The sequence below is a fragment of the Agromyces aerolatus genome (assembly GCF_031432255.1).
Lineage (GTDB): Bacteria > Actinomycetota > Actinomycetes > Actinomycetales > Microbacteriaceae > Agromyces.
Window position 1 is genome coordinate 109,615 of record NZ_JAVKGQ010000011.1, and the last position, 25,512, is coordinate 135,126.

Below are 25,512 nucleotides of genomic sequence, written 5' to 3' on the forward strand. Positions count from 1 at the left end.
ACCGACGATCTGACCGCCATGGTCCTCGTACCCGGGCTGCACGAGGGCATCCCGGCCTATGGGGTGAAGGTGCACGCGAAGAATCCCGCGGCGGCGGGGGAGGCGATCCGAGGGCTGATCCTCACCAAGTGGTGGTTCACGGTGGCTCACGGGGGTTCACATCGTTGAGCTTCCGCGGGAGGGTGAGCTGCGGTGAGCCGCGGTGTGCTCGAATCTGCGGCCATGTAGCAGCCACTCGCCGCTTCCTCTCGCGCAGGGCTCAGACACGATGATTGCGGCGGCATTGATCGCTCCGATGCCGGGTTGCTCGAGCAGCCCGGATGCGTCGCTCGCCGCGACGAGCGCCGTGATCTCGTCGCGCGTTCGTGTCCGAGCTGATATTGAACGAACTTCAAGTTCGTATCGATACTCCGTCAGCAGGTGCGTCGCATAGGCCCGGCGCAGTGAGTGGAGATCAACGCCCCGGGGAAACCCGGGTTCGTGAACGAGCTCATCCATCTTGCGCCACAGATGCGAGGTCGAAACGACAGCGCCTCTATTCGTGGGGAAGAGGTCGGTGACCGGCTCTCCGTACCTCGGCAGCCCGATGTGGAGCCAGTCGTCCGCGACCTCGGCAGACCAGGCGAACACCGTGAGCACGTTCCCCGGTTTGTAGGTCTGGCCGGAGCCGCCCTTGCCGAATCGGACGGGCAGATTGCCGTAGTCACCGAATTGCGAGCCCAGTAGTTGGGGGAGAAGTCAACGATCTGCTGGCGACTCACCTCGTACGCACGAAGCCCCCACCCGTACGCGACCTTGAACGCGGCCGCGTCGCGGAGGGCGGTGAGCGCGCCACTCCGGCCAGACTCGAGCACGCGATCATACTCGAGGTCGCGAAGATCGAACAGCTGCTGCAACCCGCGGCGTGTGGAAGCTCGCTTCTCGGGTCGAGTCTCGTTCCCTGGGAATGCTTGACCCGGTTGAACTCCATGATGACCTGGAAGTACACGGACCCGAACATCGCTGCTGACTGCTCGGGCCAGTCGTAGGCAGGACTCGTGGCATAGGAAAAGAACGCTTCGACCATGCCCTGGTAGGTGCGCACCGTTGAATGCGCCAGCCCCACGAACGCCTCGTAGGTGTTCGAGCTCCGACGCGTCCTGGATGAGCCAGTCCCATGGGTACTTGCCCGAGGAGTCGCATGATTGCATGACTGCGGCACGGCTGGAGTCGACGTACCTTCTTGAGGCCTCTCGCGCGCATCGACGACGCCCAGAGCTGACATAACGATTTTGATCAGCAAAAGCCCGGATCAAGAGATAATTTCAGCTGATCGCTGTCTGACCGATCACCTGCGGGGTCCCGGGCGTGCGAACCGGTGAGTGAGCCGGGACGGACGTCCCGAGCGGGCGACACGTAAGTTTTCGCTGGTAGTCACGAGGAGAGTGCTCGGTTGTCCCATGTAACCCAAATGAAGCGGGGGGCTCGGTGCATGCCGTAGTCGATTCCCGACGCTGGTCGGAGCGCGCACGTATCGGCGTTCAGATCAAGCCGCAGCACGCCACCTATCGTGAGATCCGTCGCGCTCTGGCGATAGTCGAGGGAATCGGCGCCGACGTTGTCTTCAACTGGGACCACTTCTTTCCGCTCTCAGGAGACATGAATGGCCGGCACTTCGAGGCGTGGACGATGCTCTCGGCCTGGGCGGAGAGCACAACCACCATTGACCTGGGTGTGCTTGTGAGTTCGACTGCCTATCGCAACCCACAGCTTCTTGCGGACATGGCGCGCACCGTTGATCACATCAGCGATCGCGGTGATGGTGGCAGACTCATCCTGGGGCTGGGGGCGGGCTGGACGGAACGAGATTTCGTTGACTACGGTTACCAGTTCGGTACGGTCGCGGAGCGGCTGAACCGGCTTGAAGCTGATCTTCCCGTCATTCGAGCCAGATGGGAGTTGCTCAATCCGCCGCCGACGAAGCCTATCCCGATCCTCATCGGCGGCGGCGGCGAGAAGCGAACTCTGAAGATTGCTGCCTGCTACGCCGATATCTGGCATGGCTTCGGGGATGCAGAGACGATGGCTCACAAGCACAGCGTTCTGGATGACTGGTGCCGCCGCGTTGGCCGAGATCCTCGAGAGATTGTGCGGTCGGCGGGAGTCAGCCCCAAGCCGGGACGATTTCCGGAAGACCTCGATGACTATCCTGCCCACGCACAGGCGCTCTACGAAGCTGGCACGCGCCTGTTTACCGTCGGTCTCGAGGCCCCGAAGTGGGACATAGCCCCGGTTCGAGATCTGGTTCAGTGGCGGGATATCCGAAACGCCGCGGCCCACTGACAGCTGCCGCTTCGTCGGACATCAGACCCGTACGGCCGCAGGAATACATGCGCGTGTCTTGTTCAGGTGCTCACAAACTGCGCAGCCCTGCCTGTACGGTCAATTCCGTTCGTGAGTTTGCCGTCGGTCGAGGCTGCGGGTGACAGCCGCGGCGGTGGCTCGCACTGCCATCGCTGCGTTGGCCACCTTGATGCGCTCGGTTGGGCCGGAGAGCGCGACAGCGGCCACCACCTCCGCCTTTTGAAAGACGGGCGCGGATACTGATGTTGTGCCCAGCTGAAACTCCTCGTCGTCGACGGCGTACCCTTGTTGGCGCACGACCGCGAGATGTCTGCGAAGTGCGTCCGGATCGGAGATGGAACGCGGCGTCCGCGTTGTGAGGCCCCGCTCTGCCAAGAGTCTGTCGAGGAATTCAGGTGACGAGAACGCGAGTAGGACCTTCCCGGAGCCGGTGCAGTTGAGAGGCATGCGCGCGCCGATTCGCGTATCGAGGTGGCTGCTGCGCTGCCCCGAGATCTTCTGGAGGTAGACGACCTCCAGATCGTCGAGCACTCCCACCTGCACGGTCTGATGCGTGATCTCGTACAGGTCCTCAAGGTGAGGCAGCGATGCGTCATGCAGCCCAATGCCCTGCCGCTCGGCAAGGCTCCCCAGTTCGAACAGGCGAATACCTAGTCGAACGCCCGTGGGTGCTGGCTGAAGGATGCGCTCGCCAATTAGCTGGGCGACAAGTCGGTTCGTAGTCGCCTTGGGCAGTCCCGCCACAGCCGCGATCTCCCGACGTGAAATCGCTTCCGGAGCAGCGCCCACCGCCTCAATGACTCGCAGGACCCGCTCAAGTACGGATTCTGGAAAGGCAGTTCGACTCATTCAATGAGTCTGCATGGTGGGCCGTTCTTGAGCAAGTTCTACCGTCAGATCCGCACACGCGTCAACGAAGACAGGAGAGCCCATGACGTCGCTCGGTAAAGCCTGGAGCCGAACCATCGAACACGCGGATTTCGAGAACATAAGTATCGGCTACGAGGTCGACGGTCCGGAGGATGGTGCACCTCTCTTCCTGTTACACGGATTTCCGGACACTGCCGCGACCTGGGACGGCGTCGTGGCGGAGCTCAAGGAGCAGCGCTTGCGGATCATCCGGCCATACATCCGAGGTCACGGACCGACTCTCGTCCGCGCCGGATACGAGGTGTCCGCAGAAACCTCCGCGCTCGCTGAGGATGTGGTCAAGCTTGCTGACCACCTGGGTGTCGATCGCTTCCATCTCGTGGGGAGCGACTGGGGATGCCGTGCCGCATACGCGCTCGCTGGCCTCTGGCCAGAGCGAGTGCTGAGCCTCGTGACTCTCGGTACCGGATACAACGAGGCCACACCGATCACTGAGCTTTCGATGACACAGGTGTCGTCCTTTTGGTACCAGTGGCTGTTCAACACGCCGCACGGGGCGGCGTTGCTCGGCGCGGAGACCAAGGATTTCTGCCGACACCTGTGGCGAGTGTGGTCCCCCAACTGGGACTTCGACGAGCGCGACTTTGAAGAGGCAGCGCCGGCGTTTGAGAACCCTCAGTTCGTTGACACGGTCCTTCACTATTACCGCTATCGGTGGGGTGGAGCTCCGGGCACGGACACGTATCGGGAGAGGCAGAAGTTCGTCGAGTCGATGCCTGACATTGTCGTTCCGACCACCCACATCCAGGGGCTGGACGACTACTGCACTCGACCCGAGACTGCGATCAAGTGGGAGACGCGAGTCAGCTCCAGCTATCGCCGCGTCGACTTGCCGGGGATCGGCCACTTTCCCCAGCGCGAAGTTCCCGCCCAGGTCGCGGAAGTCATCCTCGAGACCATTCACCAGAGCTAGCGGTCACGGCCATCGATGAACCTCAATCGGCTCGATTCCACGGCATCACCAATCCTCAACGAAGCGGAGCCATCATGACAATCGCGGACAGTGCAGCGAAAAAGCCCACGGTCAATCAACGACTCAAGACGGTGGTCTACGCCTCAATGGCGGGGACCGTCGCGGAGTGGTACGAGTTCTTCCTGTACGCGACGGCATCAACACTCGTGTTCGGGACACTCTTCTTCCCTCAAACCGGCAACCTCCTCGATGGCATCATCAGCGCGTTGCTGATCTACGCTGTCGGGTTCTTCGCTCGGCCGCTCGGCGGCTTGGTGTTCGGTGCCTTCGGCGATCTATATGGACGGAAGCGGTTGCTACAGGTGAGTCTTCTCATCGTCGGCGTCGCAACCTTCCTGATGGGCTGCATTCCCGGCTTTCCAGCGATCGGGTATTGGGCACCAGTCATCTTGGTCGTGTTGCGCTTCCTGCAAGGGTTTGGCCTTGGCGGGGAATGGGGCGGTGCGGTTCTACTCGTCGCAGAAACGTCGCCGCGTGAGCGCCGAGGATTTTGGTCGAGCTGGCCGCAGGCCGGTGTGCCCGCCGGCAATCTGCTCGCCACCCTTGTCCTCACGGTACTCAGCGTGACGCTGAGCCAGGAAGCCTTCCTGTCCTGGGGTTGGCGCATCGCATTCTGGGCATCCGCATTGATTGTGATCATCGGCTACTACATCCGCAGCAAAGTCGAGGACGCCTCGATCTTCCAGGAGCAGCTGGAGCACGCCGCGGCAACCGGACAGAAGCGAATTGGAGCCTGGACACTTATCCGGCGCTACCCCCGGAGGGTCGTCTCCGCGATGGGGATGAAGCTCGTTGAAAACATCTTCTACTACCTCATCGTGACGTTCTCGATCACATATCTGAAGATCGTCGTCGAGATTGACACGACACGGGTCCTTCTCCTGGTCCTCATCGCACACGCCGTGCACTTCTTCGCGATTCCCATCGTCGGGCATATGGCCGACCGAGTGGGACGGAAGCCGCTCTACCTGACCGGCGCCGCGTTGGCTGCGGTATGGGGATTCGCAGCCTGGCCCCTCATGGCCACGGGAGACAACGTGCTGATTGTCACAGCGATAACGCTCGGCCTCATCGTCCACGCGCTCGTCTATGCCCCCATGCCTGCCATGATGGCCGAACTGTTCCCCACGCGTGTCCGCTACACCGGGGTCTCCATCGGGTATCAGGTCACGTCTGTGATTGCCGGTTCCTTCGCGCCGCTGATCGCTACCGCACTGCTCAACCAGTATCAGTCCGCAATCCCCATCGGCTTCTACCTGCTCGCAGCAGCTGTTATCTCGTTTGTGATCGTTGCGACCACTCGTGAGACCAAGGGCCTCGAACTGCGCACGCTGGACGCTGAGGACGCACGCCGATACCCGGACGTCGCGCCCGCTGCGCACTGACATAGGACACTTGATTTGAAGTCTCAAGCAGACGTTCGGCCGGCGGCGGATACCCTGCTGTCGCCGGCCGAGCGACCACAACGCCCACTGGATGCGGCTGCAATGGCGGAGCTCGCGCGCTCCGCGAACCGCACCGTCCTCGTGGCCATCGACGACGACCCGACCGGAGCCCAACCGTCCGGAGACGTTCCGCTCCTTACCTCTTGGAGCGAAGCGGATCTCGAGTGGGGGCTCAAAGCCGCCACTCACGGGCTTCTCTATGTGCTTACGAACTCGAGATCTCTGCCCGCCCCGAAAGCCAAGACGGTGACGGACGAAGCCGTGCGTGCGATCGCCAGAGCGTCCGCAAAGACAGGTATCCCGGTTCGGCTGCTCAGCCGCGGCGACTCCACGCTGCGCGGTCACTTCCCATTAGAAACCGACGCAATACTCGACGCCTGGCGTGAAGAGGCAGGTATCGAGATCGATGCGGTGGTGCTATGTCCCGCCTACCCGGAGGCGGGACGCGTAACGGTGAACGGCACTCACCTGGTCTGGGCCAAGGAGCGTTGGATCCCCGCGGGTGAGACCGAGTACGCGAATGACGCGACCTTCGGTTACACCTCGAGCTATCTGCCCCGATGGGTCGAGGAGAAAACCGGAGGCGACGTCCCAGCCGCATCGGTGTTGGTCGTCGATCTCGAGCAGATTCGTACCGGCGGGCGGGTCGTGGTCGCTCGCGCGATGGAGGACTATCTGAGGAGAGAGTCATCTCAGCCAGCCGTGATCGCCGTTGACGCCGTAGATCCAGCAGACCTTGTGACAGCCGCGCTGGCTCTATCGGATCTTGAAGCCGAGGGCAGAAATTTCCTCCTCCGCAGTGGCCCGACTTTTGTCCCTTTGCGGTGCGGGATATTTCCGGCGACGCCGACCGCCGCTCCGGCCACGAAATCTCCGCGCGGGGCTCTCATCGTCGTCGGCTCGCACACCGATCTTACGAATCAGCAGGTCCGGATGCTCGGTGAGCACCGCCTTATAGATGCGATAACGCTCGACGTCACGGACATTCTGAACGGGCGTGCGCTGGCGCTTATGAGGGCTGTCAAGGAGTGCACCACATCTATAAGGGCGGGCCGCGACGTAGTCCTCCAGACATCTCGAGTCGTGTTGACCGGGGCAAACAAGGACGAAAGCCTGGCGATATCGCACACGGTTTCGGCCGCGATCGTCGAGGTAGCGCGGGCCATACTGGCAACGGTTGCGCCTGCTGCGATCATCGCCAAGGGCGGCATCACGTCTCACGACATCGCGACCCATGCTCTCGGGACCAGTCGAGCTTGGGTTCTCGGCCCGGTTCTAGACGGAATGGTGTCACTCATCCAGCCGCTTGGCGACGATAACCGCGCCCACGGGCCGACGCTCGTCATCTTCCCGGGAAACGTCGGAACGCCAAGTTCTCTCGCGGAAGTGGTGGAGCGAGTTCGCCCCCGTGTCCCGACCTCCATCTGAAAGCGAACCAATGTCGATTTCCACATCTCGCACCAAGTCAGTCGGATTCATCGGATTGGGAGCCATGGGTGCCCCCATGGCACGCTGGATCGCGAGCGAAGGTTATGTCGTCTTCGGATACGATCCGTTCCCGCCGCCACCTGACGCGCTGAGACAGGTCACCCTCGTCCCGTCGATCGCTGACCTCGCCGCGCGGACGACGACGATCATTTGCATGGTGTCCACGCCAGATCAAGCGCGTGACGTCTTGATGAGTCCCGGTGGAGCCTTCGATCTGTTGCCTGAGGGCGCAACGGTCCTAGTCATGGGGACTTTCGGCCCCGATGTGGTTCGGGCGCTCGACGCCGGCGCGCTGACATCAGGTGTCCGGCTGATCGATGCTCCGGTCAGCGGCGGAGTGGCCAGGGCCGGCAAAGGAGATCTCTTGATCATGACGTCGGCGCGTCCTGAAGACGCCGAGTTCGGTGAGGAGATCCTCGGGACCCTCGGTTCCACCGTGCGAACCGTAGGAGATCTACCCGGGATGGGGCAGGTGGTGAAGCTGGTCAACCAGCTTCTTTGCGGTGTTCACATCGCTGCCGCGGCAGAAGCCCTCGCGTTGGCCAATCATCTGGGTGTTGACGTCCGGGACACGTGGGAGACCGTGCGGCGCGGTGCCGCAGCCTCCTTTATGCTCGCTGATCGTGGTCAGCGCATGGTCAATGAGGAGTTCGACGATCCGAAGAGTGCCGTTGACATCTTCGTCAAAGACATGAACATGGTGGCGGCTGCCGCCGCCGCCGTTGGGATGGATAGTCGGGTCGCCCTGAGTGCAGCAAGCGTCTTTGAGGAAGCACGTGCAGCAGGACTCGGCAGAAAGGACGACTCATCGATCATCACACGCTACCTATAGTCCGAAGCTGCGCCATAGTTGATGCTCTTTCCCCTCTCTCGCGCAGCGGCGCGATCAGGGTCGCGTCGCTGGCGGCCGCGGTACGGGAGTTGTCGGAGCAGTCGTGGGCCAGACTCGCGGCATAGGAACAGAGCGCTTCGTCCCAGAATTGGAGCCCGGTCAGGTCCCAATCCGTCTCGACGTTCCCCGCGATGCCGTAGTCGTCGTGGGGACACGGCGCGGTGAGCCAGATCTCGACATCGCGGGTGCTGGAGACGCTCAGGCCGTCCGCGCCCGACCGCGTGACCGTGACGGTGTATACCAGCTGCAGGTTGTGTTTGCCGCTCATCGCGGTCGTGACGGCGTTCACACGGACTTCGGAATTCGCGTGGTCCGCCTCGAACGCCGACCAGGCTTCGGGGGTGAGATCGAGCCAGGCGAGTCGATCGGCGAAGGTGTACGCGCCGTACTTCCCGTCCGAGCCTTCGCCTCCATAGAAACCGGCCGTTCGGCTCCACTCGCGCTCGATGGGGGCGACCCAGTCGGCGAACGATGTCTTCGTCGTGTCCCAGGTGAAGAGATAGGCCACGATCGCATTCCCCATTGCGCGGCCAAGAACGCTTGCGGGCGAGGCACACTCGCCCACGGGAACGCCAGGAAGCATCGGCGTCGTGAGATCCGCCAGCGGCACCTCCGCCGGCCACGGTGCGAGGCCCGTCTCGGGATCAGGGGTGGCTTCTGGCTCCGCGGGGTCAACCACGCCGTCAACGTTCGCGGGGATGCCGGGCCCGCCGATGTCGACCTGGCCGTTCTCGGCGATCGCGGGCGGCCGATCGTGTTCGGTGCTGGGCGAGGAGGGACTCGTGGAGACCTGCACCTCCACCGCGGAATGCGGCGCCGTTCTGGCGTTGTGCGAGATCAGGAGCACGGCTGCCAGCAGCGCAACGCAGAGGGCGAGGATCACGAGCGCGGTAACGTTGCGCGCCGACATTTGCGGCCGCTTCACGGGTCTACGGTGCCGGCTCATCGGTCGGCTCCCGTCGCCACGAGCTTGTCGCCACCGAGCAGTTCGTCCAGCGCCGCTTCGGCGCGGACCGCCGCCACGCTGCCCGGAACGATCCACATCGGCGGGGTCTTCGCGACATGCTCATTCCCGGTGCATCCGGTCTCGACGACCCAGAACCGCATCCGCGCGATCCATAACTGGAGCTGGCCGTGGAAGTCGAACGCGGCTCCCTGGGACGGCTGAGAGAACTGGTCCTCGCGATACTGCTTCAACGCGAGCAGCTCTTGGATCAGCTCGTCATGGCGAAACCAGCACGGCGGCACGATCGGCGATGGGAGTCGATACGAGCGGACGAGCTTGCGGGTGAACTCCCACAGGTCGGTGAGGAGGAGGTGGCGCTGCGGCGTCCCTAAGGCCCACCAGTCAGCTGGGAGCTGGGAATGAGTGTGTTGATCCATGCGTCATCGATGCAGGCCGGCGCGCACTATCCACAGGGCGCGATGGCGGCCCCCGCTGAGTAGATACGGTCTTCTCATGTTCCTGAGCGCCGCATGCCGGTCGGACGATTCATCGCTCCGTGATGCGGTCGACCAGCTTGGGACGTGCCTCGAACAACTGCAGCAGGAATCGGACCCGTGGGCGTGGTCGCTGCCCATCCTCGTGACGATCCTCGTCGCGGGCATCGCGTTCGCTGGTGCGGTCGTCGGTGTCATGGTGCAGCGGCGCATCTCGCGTGCAGATCAGCTCTGGAAGCGACTCGAATTGGCATACGGCGCCGCGCTGTCGGAGGACGAGAACCGGAAGATGCTCGGTCTGCTGGCGCTCGAGCGTCTGAGCGACCCGAGGCTCGCCAAGCGTGATGGGTACGTCGTGGCGGAATCGGACGTAAGGTTGATGAACGAAATCTCAGATTTGGTGCTGATCAGTGCACAGGAAGGCGACGGCTCATGAAGCGTTCCGAGATCGCCGCCGCGCGGCTGAAGGTGGCACTGGCCAAACGCAACAATGAGACCGTATCCGCGAAGGTCGCCGCCCTGGCCGCGACGCCGCTGGTCGAGGCGGAGGTGCCGGCGGGTTCGGCAGCCGCGGCGCTCCATCGCGAGGTGATTGCGCAAGACGGGGACGAACTGATCGTCCTTCAAGCCAATCCGCGTCCCGGTCGGAGATCGAAGGCCGCGACGGTTCGCAACCTCAAGTCTTCGATGAACCGAACCGTCCGATCGGCGGTAACGGGTCGGTTCGTCTCGCTCGGGCCGAACGTTGGCGTCGTTGTGGCCCCCGAGAGCCCGTCTCACTCGACTCATCGCTGATCAGCTGACGATGTCCTTCTCGTTCGTCTTCACGAATGCCGCGATGTAGCGCTGACCGGTGCGCGCAGACTTCCCGCCCATCCATGCTCCGACTTCGCGACCTGTTGGCAAGCTGCCCGATCTGATCGCGGCTCGTAGGCGTTCGTCGAGCTCGTGTCCGCTCGGAGAAGCCTCGCGCCGCTGATTGTCAGTCGGCTCCGGAATGGCGCGCACGTCGTGCGGCGCCATCGTTCCCGGGGTATTCGGTGACTCGACCGGTGCGGACGTTGTCCGCGGGGCGATCGCACCCTGGGTGGCTGTGGCCAATCGCGCGGGCTGCTGCTCGGCTGCTATTCGCTCCGGAGCAGCCACAGGAACGAGTCGCATGACGAGGTGGGTGATTGCCAAGAGCGCGGCCGGCGGTGTCGCGGCGATCAGGACGGCGACACCCATGGTCGTCGCGGCCAGGTTGGCGGCGCCGATGGCGTGTGTCGCGTTGGCGAACACCGAGAGTGAGGACAGCGCGGAGAACGTCAGGTAGGCGAGCCAGCTGCCGCCGATGCCGCGACGTCGGAACTCGGCTGCGGAGATCATGCGTGCGACGGTGCCGACGTCGATGAGGATCGGGAACAGCTCGGGCAGCGGCATCCCGTTGACGCGTGCGACATCGATCAGCGTCGCATAGGAGATCGCCATGGCGGACGCGCCGACGACGCTGAGCGGAAGCCCGAGCGACACCGCCAGTGTCCACGGGCGGTCGCTGCGGTGGCGGCTCACGTCGCCGCCCCTGTCGCCACGCGGCTAGGGCGTGTCTGACAAAGCCCTGGTCCAGGCGATGTCGGCGTTGAGGACGACTGCGGCGCGGTAGATCACGGCGTGCTTGTCGTAGCGGGTGGCCAGGCCCCGCCATTGCTTGAGGTGGCAGTAGCGGCGCTCGATCACGTTGCGGTGGCGGTAATCGATCGTGTCCAGGGCGACCGGGCGGCCGCCGCGAGATCCACGCCGCCGACGGTAGCCCTTCTGGTCGTCGGGCTCGGGGATGACGGCTTTGATCCCGCGGGCGCGGAGGTGGGAGCGGATCGCGCGGGACGAGTACGCCTTGTCACCACGGACCGCGTCGGGACGGGTCCGCGGTCGGCCGACGTCCCGCTCGACGCGGAGGTGCGCCATCAGTGGCAGGAAACATCGGGGGTGTCAGATTGTCTGTGTGAGGGTCGGTCTGATCGAAAGTAGATACTAATGTCCATGACTGATGAGCTACCCTCGACCGTTACCCGTCCGTCGAGTGCGGATATCGCCACTGAGCTGACCGCGTCCGGCGCGCTGGATGCGTTGTTCGCGAAGATCGACGCCGGCGAAGTTGAACTGACCGGCGATAGCGGATTCATCCCAGGCCTGATCAAAGCCGCGCTCGAGCGCGGCCTAGAAGCCGAGCTGACCGAGCACCTCGGATACGAGAAAGGCGACCCGGAAGCCGGGCTGTACCAGAACTCCAGGAATGGGTACGGGTCCAAGACCATCGGAACCGAGGTCGGCGATGTCGAGTTGTCGGTGCCGCGGGACCGTGACGGGTCGTTCACGCCACGGTTGGTGCCGAAGGGGCAGCGGCGTCTTGGCGGGCTGGGCGACATGATCATCTCGCTCTATGCCGGCGGGATGACGGTCCGCGATATCGAGCACCATCTGGCGTCCACGATCGGCACGGAGCTCTCCCGGGAAACGATCTCGAAGATCACCGACGAAGTCCTCGACGAGGTCTACGCGTGGCAGCAGCGGCCGCTCGAGGCGTTCTACCCGGTGATCTACCTGGACGCGTTGGTGATCAAGGTCCGCGACGGCGCGCACGTGCGGAACAAGGCCGCGCACATCGCGATCGGGGTCGATATGGACGGCGTCTCTCCCGATGGGCGTGTGGTCGTGGTCGCAGCGCAGGAGATCGGCGGCGCGGGACCCGACCCGGCCCACGATGACCGGCTGGTAAGCCTGCTCGTCGAGCATCTCCGGGCCTATCGGTGGAACGCCACTGCCACCACCATGGACGGACGCGCGTATGTTCTCGTGGAGCTTCACGAAGAGGCGGCTCGCAGTTCGCTCGGCCACATCCTCGATGACTGCCTCATCCGTGCAAGTCGCTCTCTCGGGGTTCCGCTCAAAGCTGGATTGAGCGACGAGCTGACGGTCGATTCGGACCTTCCGGCCGGCAAGCTTCAGGCAGATCAATGCCTCGACCTGAGTCCCACCGAGTCGTCCGTCGTCTTCTTCGAAGACGTCCAGGCGCGTGTGCTGCTTTCCGACATCAAGCAGTTCGTCGCCGGTCGACGCTCGGCCGTCACTCCGGCCTTCCAGCGCCTCATCGATCATGACCGCGAGTACCACACTGAGTATGTGCCCACTCTTCGCGCCTACTTCGATGGATTCGGCGACACCGCTGTCGTGGGGGCGCAGATGCACGTCCACAACAACACCGTGCGATACCGCCTGCGACGGATCGCAGAACTCAGTCAGGTCGACCTCGGCGACCCCGAGTCCCGACTCGCATTGCAGTTGCAGATCTACGCGCATGACAACTAGACGCTCTGGGGCGTTGAGCTGAGCAGGTATGCCTGAGCGAGCGGACGCAGAGCTCCAACTCTGTCGCGCCGGGTTTTATCCGGTCAGGCGGCGAACTTCTGCTGGCCGTACCGTGTCACCATGCTCCACCGCCGTACGTTCGGTCGAGCATGGGAGACGGCGACGGCGCCCCACCAGTGAACGTGGGGCGCCGTCGACCTGTTATCGGTTACGCGATTCCGCCGTTCCGGCGGAGCGTTCCGCTGAAGAGGAACAGCAGGCGACGCGGCGCCCTCTGGACTGGGCGCCGCGGGAGCCGCGCCGAGTGAAGGCGCAATCTGCTTGAGTCTGACGGCGACGCTGGGAGGGGGCTGCTGAAGCGGCGCGTCGGCTATGAGCTCCAGTGGCGTGCTCCTGTGGCGTGCTTCGCTCCGGCACGCGTTCCCAGGCGGACGGGCCATCGCGAAGATGGCTGGTCAGCGCTTCACCCGGACGTGGACCCTGGCCGTCGTGAAAGATGTCCACGCGCTCGGCAATCGCGCAGCGCATCATGAACCACTGCTGGACGGACTCCCGCTTCCGGGTGAGCGACGACGGATCACGACCGCGGGACTCACCTTGTACGTGAGGCTTGCAAGCCTCATCGATCGGGACATCGCGACGTGGCTGGTCGCCAACAGGAGCTCCGGATGACGTGTCCATTGGAGTGCCGGGAACCTTGGCAACTACCTCTTGATGATGAGTGCGTGGCCCTGCCCGCCGCCGCCGCACAGGGCCACGGCAGTGGTCGCGCTGCAGCTTTAACGTGCCCGTAACGAAAAAGTGGTGGCGCTGAAGGGCGAGTCCAAGGCCGAGGGTAACGGCCGCAACTAACGCCGGCGTGACAGCCCGAACATTGCGTTTGACCACGGGTTCCTTCCTGGGCCCCTGGGACAGTGCGTCCACGTCGAGTGCCTGGACGCGAACGCGCAGAATCACACTCGGCGTGCCTCCTAGCTCCGCCACTTGCCGAGAATCGAGCTGTGCTCCGCCTTTTATGCAATCAATTACGTGCATTAAACGTCTACTTGGCCGTTCGGCGAATGTTTCGCGAGGGAACTGAACACTCCCGCGATCCCACAATCGGAGCCGATGACGGGAATCGAACCCGCGCTGTCTGCTTGGGAAGCAGAAGTTCTACCATTGAACTACATCGGCGGAGCCGCCTCGCGGCGGCTTCACGCGGCGCCACCCGGACGCCGCATCCACCATGCTAGCAACTCGCGGCGCCGCGCCCGTGCGCGTTCTCCCCAGCGGGCACCGCGTCGCGTACCCCACCCCGCCCCTCGCTAGGCTGTTCGCGTGCTGCTCTCCGACCGCGACATCCGTGCCGAGCTCGATCGCGAGCGCATCAGGCTCGAGCCGTACGAACCCGGCATGATCCAGCCGTCGTCGATCGACGTGCGGCTCGACCGCTATTTCCGGCTGTTCGACAACCACAAGTACCCGTTCATCGATCCGGCCGAGGATCAGCCCGAGCTCACGCATCTGATCGAGGTGCGGCCCGACGAGGCGTTCATCCTGCACCCGGGGGAGTTCGTGCTGGCCTCGACGTATGAGGCGGTCACGCTGCCCGACGACGTCGCCGCGCGCCTCGAGGGCAAGAGCTCGCTCGGCCGGCTCGGCCTGCTCACGCATTCGACGGCCGGGTTCATCGACCCGGGCTTCACCGGCCACGTGACGCTCGAGCTGAGCAATGTCGCGACCCTGCCGATCAAGCTCTGGCCCGGCATGAAGATCGGGCAGATGTGCTTCTTCCGGCTCTCGTCGCCCGCCGAGCGCCCGTACGGCTCGGCCGACTACGCGAGCCGTTACCAGGGGCAGCGGGGCCCGACCGCGTCGCGGTCGTTCAAGAGCTTCCACCGCACCGACGTCGGCGTCACCGAGGCGGGCGCGCCCGGCAACTGACTGCGCGCGCGGCTTCGCCTCCCGCGGGCGCGCGCGTTGCGCGAGCGGATGCCTCGCCGGCACCGCGCGCGGCCACGGTTCCGGCGTCAGAATCGATCGTCCGGATGCCTCGCCGGCGCTGTCGGCTCGCGACCGCATACGCTTGCACGTCGTACGAGAGGAATACTCAGTACTCTGCCTAGATGACCATTCCGCTCGGCGACAGCGCTCGCCGGGCTGACGCGCCTGCCGATCCGCCCGCCGACGCCGATGCCGGCGCGGATCTCGCCGCCGCCGCCGACGCCGACGCCGACGCCGACGTGCGCGGCGGCGCCGCCGACGCAGGTCCTGACACCGAGGCATCCGCCCCCACCACCGCCAGGGCCACCCGCACCCGCTGGGCCGCCGCCATCGTCGGCGTCATCGCGGCCGCGATCGGCTTCGCCGGCGCGAGCGTGCCCGCATACTGGGGCGACGAGGCCGCGAGCGTCATGTCGGCCGAGCGCGGCTGGGCGAGCCTGTGGACCATGCTCGGACACGTCGACGCCGTCCACGGGCTGTACTACGCGTTCCTGCATCTCTGGGTCGGCGTGTTCGGCGCCGCCGAATGGTCGACCCGTCTGCCGAGCGCGCTCGCGGTCGGCGCGCTCGCCGCGGGCGTCGTCGTGCTCGGCGCCCGCTGGTTCACGCCCGGCGTCGGGATCGTCGCCGGCCTCGTGTGCGCCATCCTGCCGCGCACCACCTACCTCGCGACCGAGGCGCGATCGTACGCACTCGCCGCGGCAGCGGCGGTCTGGCTGACGGTCGCGTTCGCGGCGATGATCCGGAACCGGCGCACCGCGATCTGGCGGTGGGCCCTGTACGGGCTGGGGCTCGTGGCATCCGTCGTGCTCTTCCTGCATCTGCTGCTGCTCGTCCTCGTGCACGCCGCCGTCCTCGTGACGACGCAGCCGCGTCCGGCCCGCGCACTGGTCGGCCGCTGGATCGCGAGCCTCGCGGGCGCCGTCGCCCTCGCCCTGCCGTTCGTCGCGCTGGCCGTGAGTCAGCGCGATCAGCTCGCGTACCTCGCGCTGCGCGATTGGGCGCGGTTCGAGCACCTCGCGGTCACGCAATGGTTCGTGACCCCGGGCGTCGCCCTCGTCGGATGGGCGCTGGCCGTGATGGGTGTGGCCGCCGCGTTCGCGGCGCGCGGGCGTGCGGGGCCCGCTCCGGGTCTGTGGCCGACGCTCGCCTGGTTGGTGCTGCCGACCGCGCTGCTCATCCTCGTCGACGTGCTGGTCACCAAGGCGTACAGCCCGCGGTACGTCTCGTTCTCCCTGCCCGCGGTCGCGCTGCTCATCGCGCTCGGCATCGACGCGGTCGCGCGCGCGGGCGCCTCGCGCCTCGCGCGGCTGGCGTCGGCCGGTGCGTCGGGTCGGCCGCATGCGCCTCGCGCCGCGCGCGAGCCCCGGCGAGCGGATGCCTCGGGTGGGGCGGATGCCTCGGGTGGGGTGGATGCCTCGGGTGGGGCGGGCGTGCCCAAGGAAGCCGTCGCGCCCGCCGCGCCAGCGCCAGCACCGGTGTCGCGCAGAGTGGCCGAGCGCGCGATCGCCGGCGCGTTGCTCGTCGTGCTCGCGCTCGTCGCGCTGCCCACGTACCTCGAGCAGCGGACCGAGCGGGCGAAGGACGGCGGCGCGGACTTCCGTGCGGTCGCCGAGTACGTTGGCGAGCATGCGCGTCCCGGCGACACCGTGCTCTTCGGGCTCGCCGACCGGCGCTCGCGTGAGCCGCGCCTCGCGTTGCGGCTCTACCCCGAGCACTTCGCCGGGCTCATCGACGCCCAGCTCGTGACCGCGTACGACGACCTGCCGGGGCTCTGGGACGAGGTCGCCCCGCTCGACACCGTTGCGCCCGGCCTGCGCAGCGCGACGGTGTGGGCGATCGACCACACCGGCCCCGCCCGCGGCGGCGACGAGCAGCGCGTCACGCCGACCGACCCGGATCTGCTGCGCACCGAGGGGTACCGGCTCGTGCACACCGAGCACTTCTCGCGGCTCGCCGTCCTGCGCTTCGAGCGCGCCCGCTGACGCGGGCTCTTCGCCGCGCCGATACTGGCGGCGCTGCCTCCGGATCGCTACCGTGAGTGTCATCAGGGCGCCGAGGGCGACCCCGCTTCGAAGGAGAAGGCTCATGGCAGGTCAACGTCCGGTCGGCGTCACCCTGGTCGCGGTGATCGCCTGGATCTCTGGTGCACTGAACATCATCGGCGGGATCATCCAGATGCTGCCCGGAGGCGACAATTTCGCCGCGGGCGTGTGGGCGCTGATCATCGGGATCGTGACGATCATCGTGAGTCTCGGCCTGTTCCGCGGATCGAACGCGGCCCGGATCGTCGTGACGATCGTGTTCATCCTGAACCTGCTCGGGGCGGTCTTCCTGTTGTTCTCTCCGTTCACCTTCTGGTCGGCGCTGTTCTCCGCGGTGCTCGCGGTCATCGGCCTCGTGCTGCTGTACACGCGCCCCGCGAACGTCTTCTTCCGCTGACCTGCGCGCCCGCGCTGTCTGCGCCACGTGTGACCGTCTGCGCCGCGTGCGACGGTCGGGCGCGGCGCAGCACGTCTCTGGTGGCGCCGCACGTGGGTAGTGGCGCAGCGCGTCAGTAGTGGCGCGGTCGTGGAGCCCGGCGGGCGGGCGTGCGGGCTGGCCGTCCGCGCCACGTGCTGCGGTCCGCGCCACGTGTGACCGTCCGCGCCGCGTGCGACGGTCGGTGCTGGCGCAGCACGTCGGTGGTGGCCCGGTCGCAGTACCCGGCTACCCGGCGGCCCGGCGCGCGGGCGCGGCGCGGCGAACGGTCAGCCGACGGCGGCGGTGCGCGTGCCGAGGCCGGCGGCGTCGACGCCGGCGAGTCCGGCCGTCGTGAACGCGACGACCGCATCGAGCGCCGCATCCGACCCGAGCACGCGCGTGTGGCCCGATCCGCTCGTGAGCACGAGCCGCGAGCGCTCGCCGTGGGCGGCGTGCAGGCGCTCGGCCTCGCCGGCTGCGACCTCGCGATCGTCGCGGTCGTGCACGACGAGCAACGGCACCTCGGACGGGAGCGGCAGCTCGGCGGCGTCGAACCGGCGCCAGGCCGCTGCCGGGTCCGCACCGGGCTGCACGCGGCGCACGAACGACCGGCTCAGTGCCTCGCGGGATGCCGCCCCGAGTCCGACGCGGTCGCCGAACGCGTCCACGAGGTACCGCGCACTCGACATCCCCGCGATCGCGACCACGCCGCCGGCCGCGACCCCCTCGCGCACCGCGCTGAGCGCGGCGAGCGAGCCGAACGAGTGCCCCACGATGGTGTGGAACCGTCCGTGCCGGGACTGCAGCGCCTCGATCGTGGCGAGCCAGTCGCGGATGTCGGTGCGCCGCCCGCCGGAGTCGCCGTTCGCGGGCGCGTCGAACGCCACGAGCCCGAACCCCTCGGCGCGCAGCTCACGCACGAGCGGCGCGAACTGCGCCGCCCGCCCGCGCCAGCCGTGGGCGAGCAGGATCGTCTCGCCGCCGCGTCCCCATTCGGAGACGGCGACGTCGCGCCCACGCACCCGGATGATCGACCGGCGCGCCTGCTCGTGCACCGCGCGTTCGTGCGGTCGCACCGGGCGTCGCGGTCGGGAGCTCATGAACAGCGGCAGCGCGAGCCGCGCAGCGGCGCGCGGCGAGACCCGGTCGGCGGCTCGCGCGGCCGAGACGGTGGCGAGGGCGGCGATGGCGGTGGGATGCATGACGGGCTCCGAGAAAGAAATACGAACGATCGTACGGCAACTATACGCACGATCGTGCGTAAACTGAAGACATGAGCGAGATCGCGATCGACGGCCGCCGTGCCCGGGGGGATGCCTCGCGGCGGGCGATCCTCGCGCACGCCGTCGACCTCGCCTCCCTCGAGGGCCTCGACCAGCTCTCGATCGGCCGCATCGCCGGCGCGGCGAGCCTCAGCAAATCGAGCGTCGCCACCCTGTTCGGCACGAAGGAACGTCTTCAGCTCGCGGCGGTCGAGACCGCGGCCGAGCGGTTCGCCGCCACCGTGGTGGAGCCGGCCAGGGTGCAACCCCGAGGCATCCGCCGGCTGACCGCCCTGCTCGACCGCGTCGTCACCTACTCGGAGGACCGGGTCTTCCCGGGCGGCTGCTTCTTCTCGGCGGCGGCCGCCGACTTCCACGCCAAGCCCGGTCCCGTGCGCGACGCGATCGCGCAGCAGCTCGATCGCTGGCTGGGCTACCTCGCGGCCTCCGCCCGCTTCGCCGTGGCACAGGGCGAGCTGCCCGGCCTCGACGACCCCGACCAGCTCGCGTTCGAGCTCCAGGGCACATTCGAGTGGATGAACCTCATGTCCGTCATCCACGACGACGACCTGCCGCACCGCCGCGCGCGCCGCGCCTACCGCGACCGGCTGCTCGCGCTCGGCGCCGATCCCGCGATCGCCGAGCTCGTGCTCGCACCCGGCGCCGCGCTCGAGTCCCCGCCGCCCCGCACCGGCACCGACACCTAGCGCCCGCACCCCGCCATCCGGCGGTCCGGCGGCGCAGAACCCGCCGCGGGCGGCGGCGGCCCGGGCTCGCCGCGTCGGCCAGGATGAGGGGCACGCGCCACGACGAGGTGGCCCCGAACGATGGAGTTCTCATGACCGACACCCTGACCCGGCCGCCGTTCGACCCCGAGCTGGCCGCCGCACTCGAGCTCATCCGCGAGCAGATGCCGCAGACGTTCACCGCCGAGCTGATCCCTGCCCTGCGTGGCGGCATGACCGGATCCGAGGTTCCTGCGCTGCTCGACGAGCGCGGCATCGAGTACCGCGACGTGGCGATCCCCGGCCATGACGGGGACGAGATCGTCGTGACCGTCATCCACCGCCGTGGGCGCACCGGGACGGGCCCGGGCATCTATCACACGCACGGTGGCGGCATGATCATCGGCGACCGGTGGATGGGCGTCACGGGCTTCCTCGACCTGATCGAGCAGCACAATGCCGTCGTCGTGACGGTCGAGTACCGGCTGGCACCCGAGTTCCCCGACCCGTATCCGGTCGAGGACTGCTACGCCGGCCTCGTGTGGACCGGCGAGCACGCGGCCGAGCTCGGCATCGACCCCGACCGGCTCATCATCGGCGGCGGCAGCGCCGGCGGCGGGCTCGCCGCGGGCACCGCACTGCTGGCGCGCGACCGCCGCGGGCCCGCGCTCGCCGGCCAGCTGCTCATGTGCCCGATGATCGACGACCGCGACACCTCGGTCTCGACCGCGCAGATCGACGGCGTCGGCGTGTGGGACCGCGGCTCGAACGTCACCGGCTGGACCGCGCTGCTCGGTGACCGGCGCGGCACCGACGACGTCTCGATCTACGCCGCGCCCGCTCGCGCCACCGACCTGTCGGGTCTGCCGCCCGCGTACATCGACTGCGGCAGCGCCGAGGTGTTCCGCGACGAGGACGTCGCGTATGCGACGGCCCTCTGGGCCGCGGGCGTCCAGGCCGAGCTGCACGTCTGGGCGGGCGGCTTCCACGGCTTCGACGGGCTCGCGCCGCAGGCCGCGCTCTCGCAGGCGGCCATCGCCGCGCGCGAGAGCTGGCTCGCCCGAGTGCTCGGCGTCTAGCCGCCCGGCTTCTGCTCGGCGGACCGGGCATCGAACGGTCGAAGATGGCGGGTCCGAGCGCGAGACACCCGCCATCTTCGACCGTTCGCCGTCGATAGGGTGGACGTCACGACGCGATGGAGCCGCCATGAAGGAACTCGTGGGCCGACTGACCGCGCTCGACCCCGAGGCGAGCGAGTCGCTCAAGGTCATCTCCTACTTCGATGCGCTGGTCGCCGGTGGCGTGTCCGTCGAGGCATTGCTCCGCGGCGCCGCCGCCCTCACCGCGGCGCCCGCGGGGTTCGCGTCGGCCGGCCGCCGGCTGCGGATCGGCCCGGATGGCAGGCGGCTACCGGCCGACCAGGCCGACGCCCCGCGGCCGGCGGATGTCTCGGGTCGGGCGGATGTCTCGGGGCGAGCGGATGCCTCGCGGTCGACGTATGTCTCGGGGCGAGCGGTTGTCTCGGGGCGAGCGGATGCCTCGCGGCCGGCGGATGCCTCGGAGCGAGCAGATGCCTCGCGGCCCGTCGATACCTCGGTGCCAGAGGGTGCGACGGTGCGGGCGGGTGCCTCGGTGGTAGCTGAGACCTCGGCGCCGGCTGCCGCCGTGGTGCCGGCCGATACCGCCGTGCCGGCGGGTCCGTGGGTGCCGGCGGATGCCTCGCGGGCGGGGCGTGCGCGCCCGGTCGGTTCCGACGGGGTGGTCTGGATCGAACGCGACGGGGCGCCGCACGCCAACGATGCGATGGTGCTCGAACGGCTCGCGATCGCGATCGGCATCACGACCACGCGGGGTTCGGCCGCCGATGGGGCCGGCGCCGTCGAGACCGCCGTGAACCCGCACGCGAGTGCCGACGAACGCGGCCGCGCGCTCGCGCGACTCCGGCTCGACGGGCTCGCAGCGGTGCGGGCGGTCGCACGCCCCGCCGACGGTCCGTCCGATCCGCGGTCGCCGAGCGCGATCGTCGCCACGCCGCACGGTCTGATGCGTGCGACCCTCGTCCGGTCCGATGCACCGGACGCGGCGGACGCGCCCGGTGCGCCGGTCGCGGCGGCGCAGGAGGTTCCGGATGCGTCGGGCGACGCACCTGCGCGCACGGGAGTCGGGCTCGCGCTCCCGCCCGACCGTCTCCCCGAGTCGTGGACGTCGGCGCTCATCGCGCTCCGCCTCTCGAGCGCGGGGGAGCCCCTCGTCGACGCGGCCGACCTCGGCGCACTCCTCATGCTCGCCGAGGCCGCCGACGAGGCATCCGCCCCCCACCCTGACGCGATCGCGATCGCCGACCTCGACCCGCGCGCCCGACGCGTGCTCGACGCGCTCGCCGAGACCGGCAGCGTTCGCGCCGCCGCCGCGCTCCTCGGCATGCACCACTCGAGCGTGCAGGCGCGCGCGTCATCGCTCACCTCGACGCTCGGCTACGACCCGCGTACGCCGCGCGGGCGCACGCGCTACACCTTGGCGCGCACGCTGTACACGCTCGCGCTGCACTGATCCCCGACGTGAGTACCCCGTCGGTCGAGCAGCGCGCGACGGAAAAGCACGCTCCCCGCTGGTCGAGTAGCGAGCGACGAAGGAGCACGCTCCCCGCTGGTCGAGTAGCGAGCGACGAAGGAGCACGCGTATCGAGACCCGCGACCCGGTTCCGAGGGCGGCGCACCGGGGTCTCGATACGCTCGCTGGCGTTCACTACTCGACCAACGGGGGATACGTGCGCAGATGTGCGGGCGGGGCATCCGCCGGTGCGAATGTGCGCGTTCACCGATTCTTTGCCGGGCGGGGTCTTCCGGGGTGTCGGTGGCCACCGCTAGCCTGACCCCAGTTCGGGGGCCACCAGGCTTCCGCGTGTGAGCCTGGGGAGTCGCGCATGCCTCGTTCCGTCCGTCGATCGACCGTGGCCGTGGTGGCCGCCGCCGTGCTCGGGGCGGGGGTGCTCGCGGCTGCGCCGCCCGCCGCCGCCGAGTCAGCGCTGGCCGAGCATCCCGTCATCAACGAGTTCTCCGCGAGCACCGCGGGCACCGACGTCGAATACGTCGAGCTGCTCGCCGCGCCGGGCGCGGACCTCAGCACGTACCGCGTGCTCGAGATCGAGGGCGATGCGCCGGTGTTCGGCGTGGTCGACGAGGTGATCTCGTTCGGCGCACCCGACGCCGACGGGCGCGCGCTTGCGAGCCTGCCGGCGAACGCGCTCGAGAACGGCACGATGAGCCTGCTGCTCGTCACCGGCGAGGGCTTCCCGGCGCTCGGCACCGACCTCGACGCCGACGACGACGGCGTGATCGACGATACGTCAGGGCTCACGGTCGTCGACTCGATCGCGGTGCACGACGGCGGCGCGGGCGACCGCGCGTACGGGCCCGTGACGCTCGGCGTGAGCTACGACGGCCAGCCTTTCGCGCCGGGCGGTGCGTCGCGCATCCCCGACGGTGTCGACGCGGATGCCACGGGCGACTGGGTACGCAACGACTTCGACCTCGCGGGCATCCCGGGGCAGACCGGCACGCTCACCGACGGCGAGGCGGTCAACACGCCCGGCGCCGAGAACACGACCGAGGCGGGCGGCGGGCCCGATCCGGTCGAGGCCGACTGCGAGGCATCCGTCGTGCCCATCGGCTCGGTGCAGGGGGCCGGTGACGCCTCGCCCATCGTGAGCGCGACCGTCGAGGTCGAGGGTGTCGTGGTAGGCGACTTCCAGGACGGCGGCTTCGACGGGTACTACCTGCAAGACGCGGGCGACGGCGACCCGGCGACCTCGGACGGCGTGTTCGTGTATTCCCCGGGCGGCATGGACGTCGCGTCGGGCGATGTCGTGCACGTCGTGGGCACGGTCGGCGAGTACTTCGGGCTCACCCAGGTGACCGCGTCGGCGGTCGCCGTATGCGAGACCGGCGCCGCGCCGCCCGAGGCGACCGTGCTCGAGCTGCCGCTCGACCCGGCCGCGCACGAGGCGTTCGAGGGCATGCTCGTCACCCTGCCGCAGACGCTCGTCATCGGCGAGACCTTCGAGTACGGCCGGTACGGCCAGGTCTCGCTCAGCACGACCCGGCTCGACCAGCCGACGGCCGTCGCCGTGCCCGGCTCGACAGAGGCGCTCGCGATCGCCGAGGCCAACCTGCGCGACGCGATCGTGCTCGACGACGGCCGCGGCCGCGAGAACCCCGACCCCGCGATCCACCCCAACGGCGAGCCGTTCACGATCGAGAACACGTTCCGCAGCGGCGACCTCGTGACCGGCGCGACGGGCGTGCTCGACTACCGGTTCGACACGTGGGCCGTGCAGCCGACGCAGGGCGCCGACTTCGAGGTCGCGAACCCGCGGCCGGCGGTGCCCGACGTGGGCGGCGACCTGAAGGTCGCGAGCTTCAACGTGCTCAACTACTTCACGTCGCTCGACGGGCGCGGCGCCGACACCCCGGAAGAGTTCGCGCGGCAGCAGGCCAAGATCGTCGCGGCGCTGGCCGAGATCGACGCCGACGTCGTCGGCCTCATCGAGATCGAGAACAACGGCACCGCGGTGCAGGCGCTGGCCGGCGCGCTCAACGCGGCGGTGGGTGACAGCACGTACGCCGCGATCGAGACGGGCGTGCTCGGCACCGACGAGATCACGACCGCGCTCATCTACAAGCCCGCTGCGGTCACGCCGCAGGGAGCGTTCCAATCGCTCGACACGGCCGACGACCCGCGCTTCCTCGACGACTTCAACCGGCCCGCGCTCGCGCAGACGTTCGCGTCGACCGCGACGGGCGAGACGGTGACCGTCGTGGTGAACCACCTGAAGTCGAAGGGGTCGGGCTGCGAGGCGGTCGGCGACCCGCTCGACCCGAACGGGCAGGGCAACTGCAACGGCGTGCGCACCGAGGCCGCGGCCGCCATGGCCGACTGGCTCGCGGGCGACCCGACCGGGCAGGGCGCGGGGCGTGAGCTGATCATCGGCGACCTGAACGCGTACGACTACGAGGACCCGATCGCGACCCTCACGGGCGCGGGCTACACCGACCTGGTGAAGCAGTTCCAGGGCGACCAGGCGTACTCGTACATCTTCGACGGCTGGCTGGGGTACCTCGATCACGCGCTCGCCGGGTCGGCCCTTGCGCCGTCGGTGACGGGCGCCGCGGTGTGGCACATCAACGCCGACGAGCCGAGCCTCATCGACTACGACATGACGTTCAAGCAGCCCGCGCAGGATGCACTGTTCGCGCCCGACGCGTTCCGGTCGAGCGACCACGACCCGGTGATCGTCGGGCTCGCGCTCACACCGCCCGACACGGTCGCGCCCGAGCTCGATGTCGACGCGCACCCGAGTCGCATCCTGATCCCGACGGGCGGCTGGCGGACGGTGAACCTCAAGGTCGACGCGACGGATGACTCGGGCGAGGTCACGGTCGAGCTCGTGTCGGCCGAGGCGCACGGGTCGAGCCGCGCCGACATCCAGCAGCTGTCGGACACGAAGTTCAAGGTGCGCGCGGTGCTCCGCGGGTATTACACGTTCGAGTACCGGGCGACGGATGCCGCGGGCAACACGACGACCGCGACCGAGACGGTGAACGTCGGGCTGCGCGGCCTCTGGCTGTTCGACCGGTAGGCGCCCGCGGCGCGCGGTCACGCGCGTCGCCGAACCGACCGAAGCCGAGCCGACGACGAGCCGCCCGCACGCGCGGGGCGGCTCGTCGTCGTTTCCGAGTTTCCGACGGTGCCCGGGCGCGGTGCGTGCCCCGGAACTCTCGAACGGGCGCAGATGGTGGGTGAGCGCGCGCTGCACTCGCCATCTGCGACCGTTCGCTTGGGCTGCGCGGCTCGATCGCGGCGACGCACGTGCGGTCGACATGGGTAGGAGTGGCGGGACATGTCGCGTGTCGTAGGTGATTCGTGTGCAGTCGTCGCCGTGCCGTGTCGATGTGCGGGTGTTCGAGTCTCGCGCTCGCGGATCGGGACGGTTCGAGGTGGTGGCGGCTGGGGCGTGCGCTCGGCGTCGCGGTGCGTGCCCAGGATTTCTCGAACGGGCGCGGATGGTGGGTGGGGGTCCGTTGCACCCGCCATGTGCGACCGTTCGCTTGGGCTGCGCGGCGGCCGGGCGGCCAGGTGGCCGCACGGCGGCACGGCTCGAGTTGGGGGTGTTCGAGTCTCGCGCTCGCGGATCGGGACGGTTCGAGGTGGTGGCGGCTGG

At 68.0% G+C, this 25,512-nt stretch carries 22 protein-coding genes, 1 tRNA gene and 2 pseudogenes; 17 read left to right on the forward strand and 8 right to left on the reverse strand.

Annotation, left to right across the window (positions count from 1 at the left end; genetic code table 11):
* Nucleotides 1-18: 18 nt before the first annotated feature.
* Entirely contained in the window at nucleotides 19-168 is a 150-nt protein-coding gene (locus tag RH864_RS14010; protein WP_310518181.1) for a hypothetical protein, read from the forward strand.
* Here the strand turns inward: RH864_RS14010 and RH864_RS14015 are convergent.
* Nucleotides 157-639, reverse strand: coding sequence for a hypothetical protein (locus RH864_RS14015; RefSeq protein WP_310518182.1), 483 nt, complete (start codon nucleotides 637-639; stop codon nucleotides 157-159). The genes RH864_RS14010 and RH864_RS14015 overlap by 12 nt on opposite strands.
* 828 nt (nucleotides 640-1,467) lie before the next feature.
* Here RH864_RS14015 and RH864_RS14020 point away from each other — a divergent pair.
* Nucleotides 1,468-2,322 carry an LLM class F420-dependent oxidoreductase gene (locus RH864_RS14020; protein WP_310518183.1) on the forward strand — a complete coding sequence of 285 codons (855 nt, stop codon included), beginning with the start codon at nucleotides 1,468-1,470 and terminating at the stop codon, nucleotides 2,320-2,322.
* Nucleotides 2,323-2,421: 99 nt separating this feature from the next.
* On the opposite strand, the gene RH864_RS14025 is transcribed toward RH864_RS14020, so the two are convergent.
* Nucleotides 2,422-3,192, reverse strand: coding sequence for an IclR family transcriptional regulator (locus RH864_RS14025; RefSeq protein WP_310518184.1), 771 nt, complete (start codon nucleotides 3,190-3,192; stop codon nucleotides 2,422-2,424).
* An 82-nt stretch (nucleotides 3,193-3,274) separates the two neighbouring features.
* On the opposite strand from RH864_RS14025, the gene RH864_RS14030 reads away from it, so the two are divergent.
* From RH864_RS14030 to RH864_RS14045, 4 genes are all read left to right on the forward strand, one after another.
* A complete protein-coding gene (locus RH864_RS14030) occupies nucleotides 3,275-4,186 on the forward strand; it encodes an alpha/beta fold hydrolase (RefSeq protein ID WP_310518185.1) in 912 nt (303 codons plus the stop codon).
* 74 nt (nucleotides 4,187-4,260) lie between these two features.
* Nucleotides 4,261-5,631 (forward strand): MFS transporter, encoded by a 1,371-nt coding sequence (locus tag RH864_RS14035; RefSeq protein ID WP_310518186.1) that lies wholly within the window; start codon nucleotides 4,261-4,263, stop codon nucleotides 5,629-5,631.
* Nucleotides 5,632-5,733: 102 nt separating this feature from the next.
* Entirely contained in the window at nucleotides 5,734-7,119 is a 1,386-nt protein-coding gene (locus RH864_RS14040; RefSeq protein ID WP_310518187.1) for a four-carbon acid sugar kinase family protein, read from the forward strand.
* Nucleotides 7,120-7,129: 10 nt separating this feature from the next.
* Nucleotides 7,130-8,011, forward strand: coding sequence for an NAD(P)-dependent oxidoreductase (locus tag RH864_RS14045; RefSeq protein WP_310518188.1), 882 nt, complete (start codon nucleotides 7,130-7,132; stop codon nucleotides 8,009-8,011).
* Here RH864_RS14045 and RH864_RS14050 read toward each other — a convergent pair.
* Nucleotides 7,995-8,996, reverse strand: coding sequence for a hypothetical protein (locus tag RH864_RS14050; RefSeq protein WP_310518189.1), 1,002 nt, complete (start codon nucleotides 8,994-8,996; stop codon nucleotides 7,995-7,997). The genes RH864_RS14045 and RH864_RS14050 overlap by 17 nt on opposite strands.
* Before the next feature lie 17 nt (nucleotides 8,997-9,013).
* Nucleotides 9,014-9,454: a hypothetical protein gene (locus RH864_RS14055; protein ID WP_310518190.1), complete on the reverse strand. Its 441-nt coding sequence runs from the start codon at nucleotides 9,452-9,454 to the stop codon at nucleotides 9,014-9,016.
* 76 nt (nucleotides 9,455-9,530) lie between these two features.
* Between RH864_RS14055 and RH864_RS14060 the strand changes: the two genes are divergently transcribed.
* Together RH864_RS14060 and RH864_RS14065 are read left to right on the forward strand one after the other, a co-directional pair.
* Nucleotides 9,531-9,947: a hypothetical protein gene (locus tag RH864_RS14060; protein WP_310518191.1), complete on the forward strand. Its 417-nt coding sequence runs from the start codon at nucleotides 9,531-9,533 to the stop codon at nucleotides 9,945-9,947.
* On the forward strand, nucleotides 9,944-10,306 hold the full coding sequence (locus RH864_RS14065; RefSeq protein ID WP_310518192.1) for a hypothetical protein: 363 nt from the start codon (nucleotides 9,944-9,946) through the stop codon (nucleotides 10,304-10,306). Before RH864_RS14060 ends, RH864_RS14065 begins: the two co-directional genes overlap by 4 nt.
* On the opposite strand, the gene RH864_RS14070 is transcribed toward RH864_RS14065, so the two are convergent.
* Both RH864_RS14070 and RH864_RS14075 read right to left on the reverse strand, forming a co-directional pair.
* Complete coding sequence (locus RH864_RS14070; RefSeq protein ID WP_310518193.1) at nucleotides 10,307-11,062, reverse strand: hypothetical protein; 756 nt, start codon at nucleotides 11,060-11,062, stop codon at nucleotides 10,307-10,309.
* Nucleotides 11,063-11,086: 24 nt separating this feature from the next.
* Nucleotides 11,087-11,464: pseudogene (locus RH864_RS14075) on the reverse strand (transposase); the annotation flags it as partial.
* 66 nt (nucleotides 11,465-11,530) lie between these two features.
* Between RH864_RS14075 and RH864_RS14080 the strand changes: the two are divergent.
* Nucleotides 11,531-12,181: pseudogene (locus RH864_RS14080) on the forward strand (IS256 family transposase); the annotation flags it as partial.
* A gap of 138 nt (nucleotides 12,182-12,319) precedes the next feature.
* Nucleotides 12,320-12,856, forward strand: coding sequence for a PucR family transcriptional regulator (locus RH864_RS14085; RefSeq protein ID WP_310518206.1), 537 nt, complete (start codon nucleotides 12,320-12,322; stop codon nucleotides 12,854-12,856).
* Between the two features lie 1,105 nt (nucleotides 12,857-13,961).
* Here the strand turns inward: RH864_RS14085 and RH864_RS14090 are convergent.
* Nucleotides 13,962-14,032: transfer RNA gene (locus tag RH864_RS14090), tRNA-Gly, on the reverse strand.
* A 144-nt stretch (nucleotides 14,033-14,176) separates the two neighbouring features.
* Here RH864_RS14090 and dcd point away from each other — a divergent pair.
* The 3 genes from dcd (at nucleotide 14,177) to RH864_RS14105 (ending at nucleotide 17,284) form a co-directional block, all read left to right on the forward strand.
* Nucleotides 14,177-14,782, forward strand: a complete 606-nt coding sequence (dcd, locus tag RH864_RS14095; protein WP_310518194.1) for a dCTP deaminase — start codon at nucleotides 14,177-14,179, stop codon at nucleotides 14,780-14,782.
* Nucleotides 14,783-14,964: 182 nt separating this feature from the next.
* Entirely contained in the window at nucleotides 14,965-16,827 is a 1,863-nt protein-coding gene (locus RH864_RS14100) for a glycosyltransferase family 39 protein (protein WP_310518195.1), read from the forward strand.
* Between the two features lie 103 nt (nucleotides 16,828-16,930).
* Nucleotides 16,931-17,284, forward strand: a complete 354-nt coding sequence (locus RH864_RS14105; RefSeq protein WP_310518196.1) for a hypothetical protein — start codon at nucleotides 16,931-16,933, stop codon at nucleotides 17,282-17,284.
* A gap of 308 nt (nucleotides 17,285-17,592) precedes the next feature.
* On the opposite strand, the gene RH864_RS14110 is transcribed toward RH864_RS14105, so the two are convergent.
* Nucleotides 17,593-18,507: an alpha/beta fold hydrolase gene (locus RH864_RS14110; protein ID WP_310518197.1), complete on the reverse strand. Its 915-nt coding sequence runs from the start codon at nucleotides 18,505-18,507 to the stop codon at nucleotides 17,593-17,595.
* Nucleotides 18,508-18,578: 71 nt separating this feature from the next.
* On the opposite strand from RH864_RS14110, the gene RH864_RS14115 reads away from it, so the two are divergent.
* The 4 genes from RH864_RS14115 to RH864_RS14130 all read left to right on the forward strand — a co-directional run bounded on the left by RH864_RS14115 (nucleotide 18,579) and on the right by RH864_RS14130 (nucleotide 24,930).
* On the forward strand, nucleotides 18,579-19,274 hold the full coding sequence (locus RH864_RS14115) for a TetR/AcrR family transcriptional regulator (protein WP_310518198.1): 696 nt from the start codon (nucleotides 18,579-18,581) through the stop codon (nucleotides 19,272-19,274).
* Between the two features lie 131 nt (nucleotides 19,275-19,405).
* On the forward strand, nucleotides 19,406-20,371 hold the full coding sequence (locus RH864_RS14120) for an alpha/beta hydrolase (protein ID WP_310518199.1): 966 nt from the start codon (nucleotides 19,406-19,408) through the stop codon (nucleotides 20,369-20,371).
* 127 nt (nucleotides 20,372-20,498) lie between these two features.
* Nucleotides 20,499-21,842: a LysR family transcriptional regulator gene (locus RH864_RS14125; protein WP_310518200.1), complete on the forward strand. Its 1,344-nt coding sequence runs from the start codon at nucleotides 20,499-20,501 to the stop codon at nucleotides 21,840-21,842.
* A gap of 373 nt (nucleotides 21,843-22,215) precedes the next feature.
* Complete coding sequence (locus RH864_RS14130) at nucleotides 22,216-24,930, forward strand: ExeM/NucH family extracellular endonuclease (protein ID WP_310518201.1); 2,715 nt, start codon at nucleotides 22,216-22,218, stop codon at nucleotides 24,928-24,930.
* Nucleotides 24,931-25,512 lie beyond the last annotated feature (582 nt).

Bases quoted from the DNA above. Each gene is read 5' to 3' on its own strand.
- RH864_RS14030 (WP_310518185.1), top strand. From the start codon at position 3,275: ATGACGTCGCTCGGTAAAGCCTGGAGCCGAACCATCGAACACGCGGAT.
- RH864_RS14085 (WP_310518206.1), top strand. From the start codon at position 12,320: ATGGACGGACGCGCGTATGTTCTCGTGGAGCTTCACGAAGAGGCGGCT.
- RH864_RS14110 (WP_310518197.1), bottom strand. From the start codon at position 18,507: ATGCATCCCACCGCCATCGCCGCCCTCGCCACCGTCTCGGCCGCGCGA.
- RH864_RS14025 (WP_310518184.1), bottom strand. From the start codon at position 3,192: ATGAGTCGAACTGCCTTTCCAGAATCCGTACTTGAGCGGGTCCTGCGA.
- RH864_RS14035 (WP_310518186.1), top strand. From the start codon at position 4,261: ATGACAATCGCGGACAGTGCAGCGAAAAAGCCCACGGTCAATCAACGA.
- RH864_RS14040 (WP_310518187.1), top strand. From the start codon at position 5,734: ATGGCGGAGCTCGCGCGCTCCGCGAACCGCACCGTCCTCGTGGCCATC.
- RH864_RS14045 (WP_310518188.1), top strand. From the start codon at position 7,130: ATGTCGATTTCCACATCTCGCACCAAGTCAGTCGGATTCATCGGATTG.
- RH864_RS14100 (WP_310518195.1), top strand. From the start codon at position 14,965: ATGACCATTCCGCTCGGCGACAGCGCTCGCCGGGCTGACGCGCCTGCC.
- RH864_RS14060 (WP_310518191.1), top strand. From the start codon at position 9,531: ATGTTCCTGAGCGCCGCATGCCGGTCGGACGATTCATCGCTCCGTGAT.
- RH864_RS14055 (WP_310518190.1), bottom strand. From the start codon at position 9,454: ATGGATCAACACACTCATTCCCAGCTCCCAGCTGACTGGTGGGCCTTA.
- RH864_RS14065 (WP_310518192.1), top strand. From the start codon at position 9,944: ATGAAGCGTTCCGAGATCGCCGCCGCGCGGCTGAAGGTGGCACTGGCC.
- RH864_RS14125 (WP_310518200.1), top strand. From the start codon at position 20,499: ATGAAGGAACTCGTGGGCCGACTGACCGCGCTCGACCCCGAGGCGAGC.
- RH864_RS14105 (WP_310518196.1), top strand. From the start codon at position 16,931: ATGGCAGGTCAACGTCCGGTCGGCGTCACCCTGGTCGCGGTGATCGCC.
- RH864_RS14120 (WP_310518199.1), top strand. From the start codon at position 19,406: ATGACCGACACCCTGACCCGGCCGCCGTTCGACCCCGAGCTGGCCGCC.
- RH864_RS14010 (WP_310518181.1), top strand. From the start codon at position 19: ATGGTCCTCGTACCCGGGCTGCACGAGGGCATCCCGGCCTATGGGGTG.
- RH864_RS14130 (WP_310518201.1), top strand. From the start codon at position 22,216: ATGCCTCGTTCCGTCCGTCGATCGACCGTGGCCGTGGTGGCCGCCGCC.
- RH864_RS14115 (WP_310518198.1), top strand. From the start codon at position 18,579: ATGAGCGAGATCGCGATCGACGGCCGCCGTGCCCGGGGGGATGCCTCG.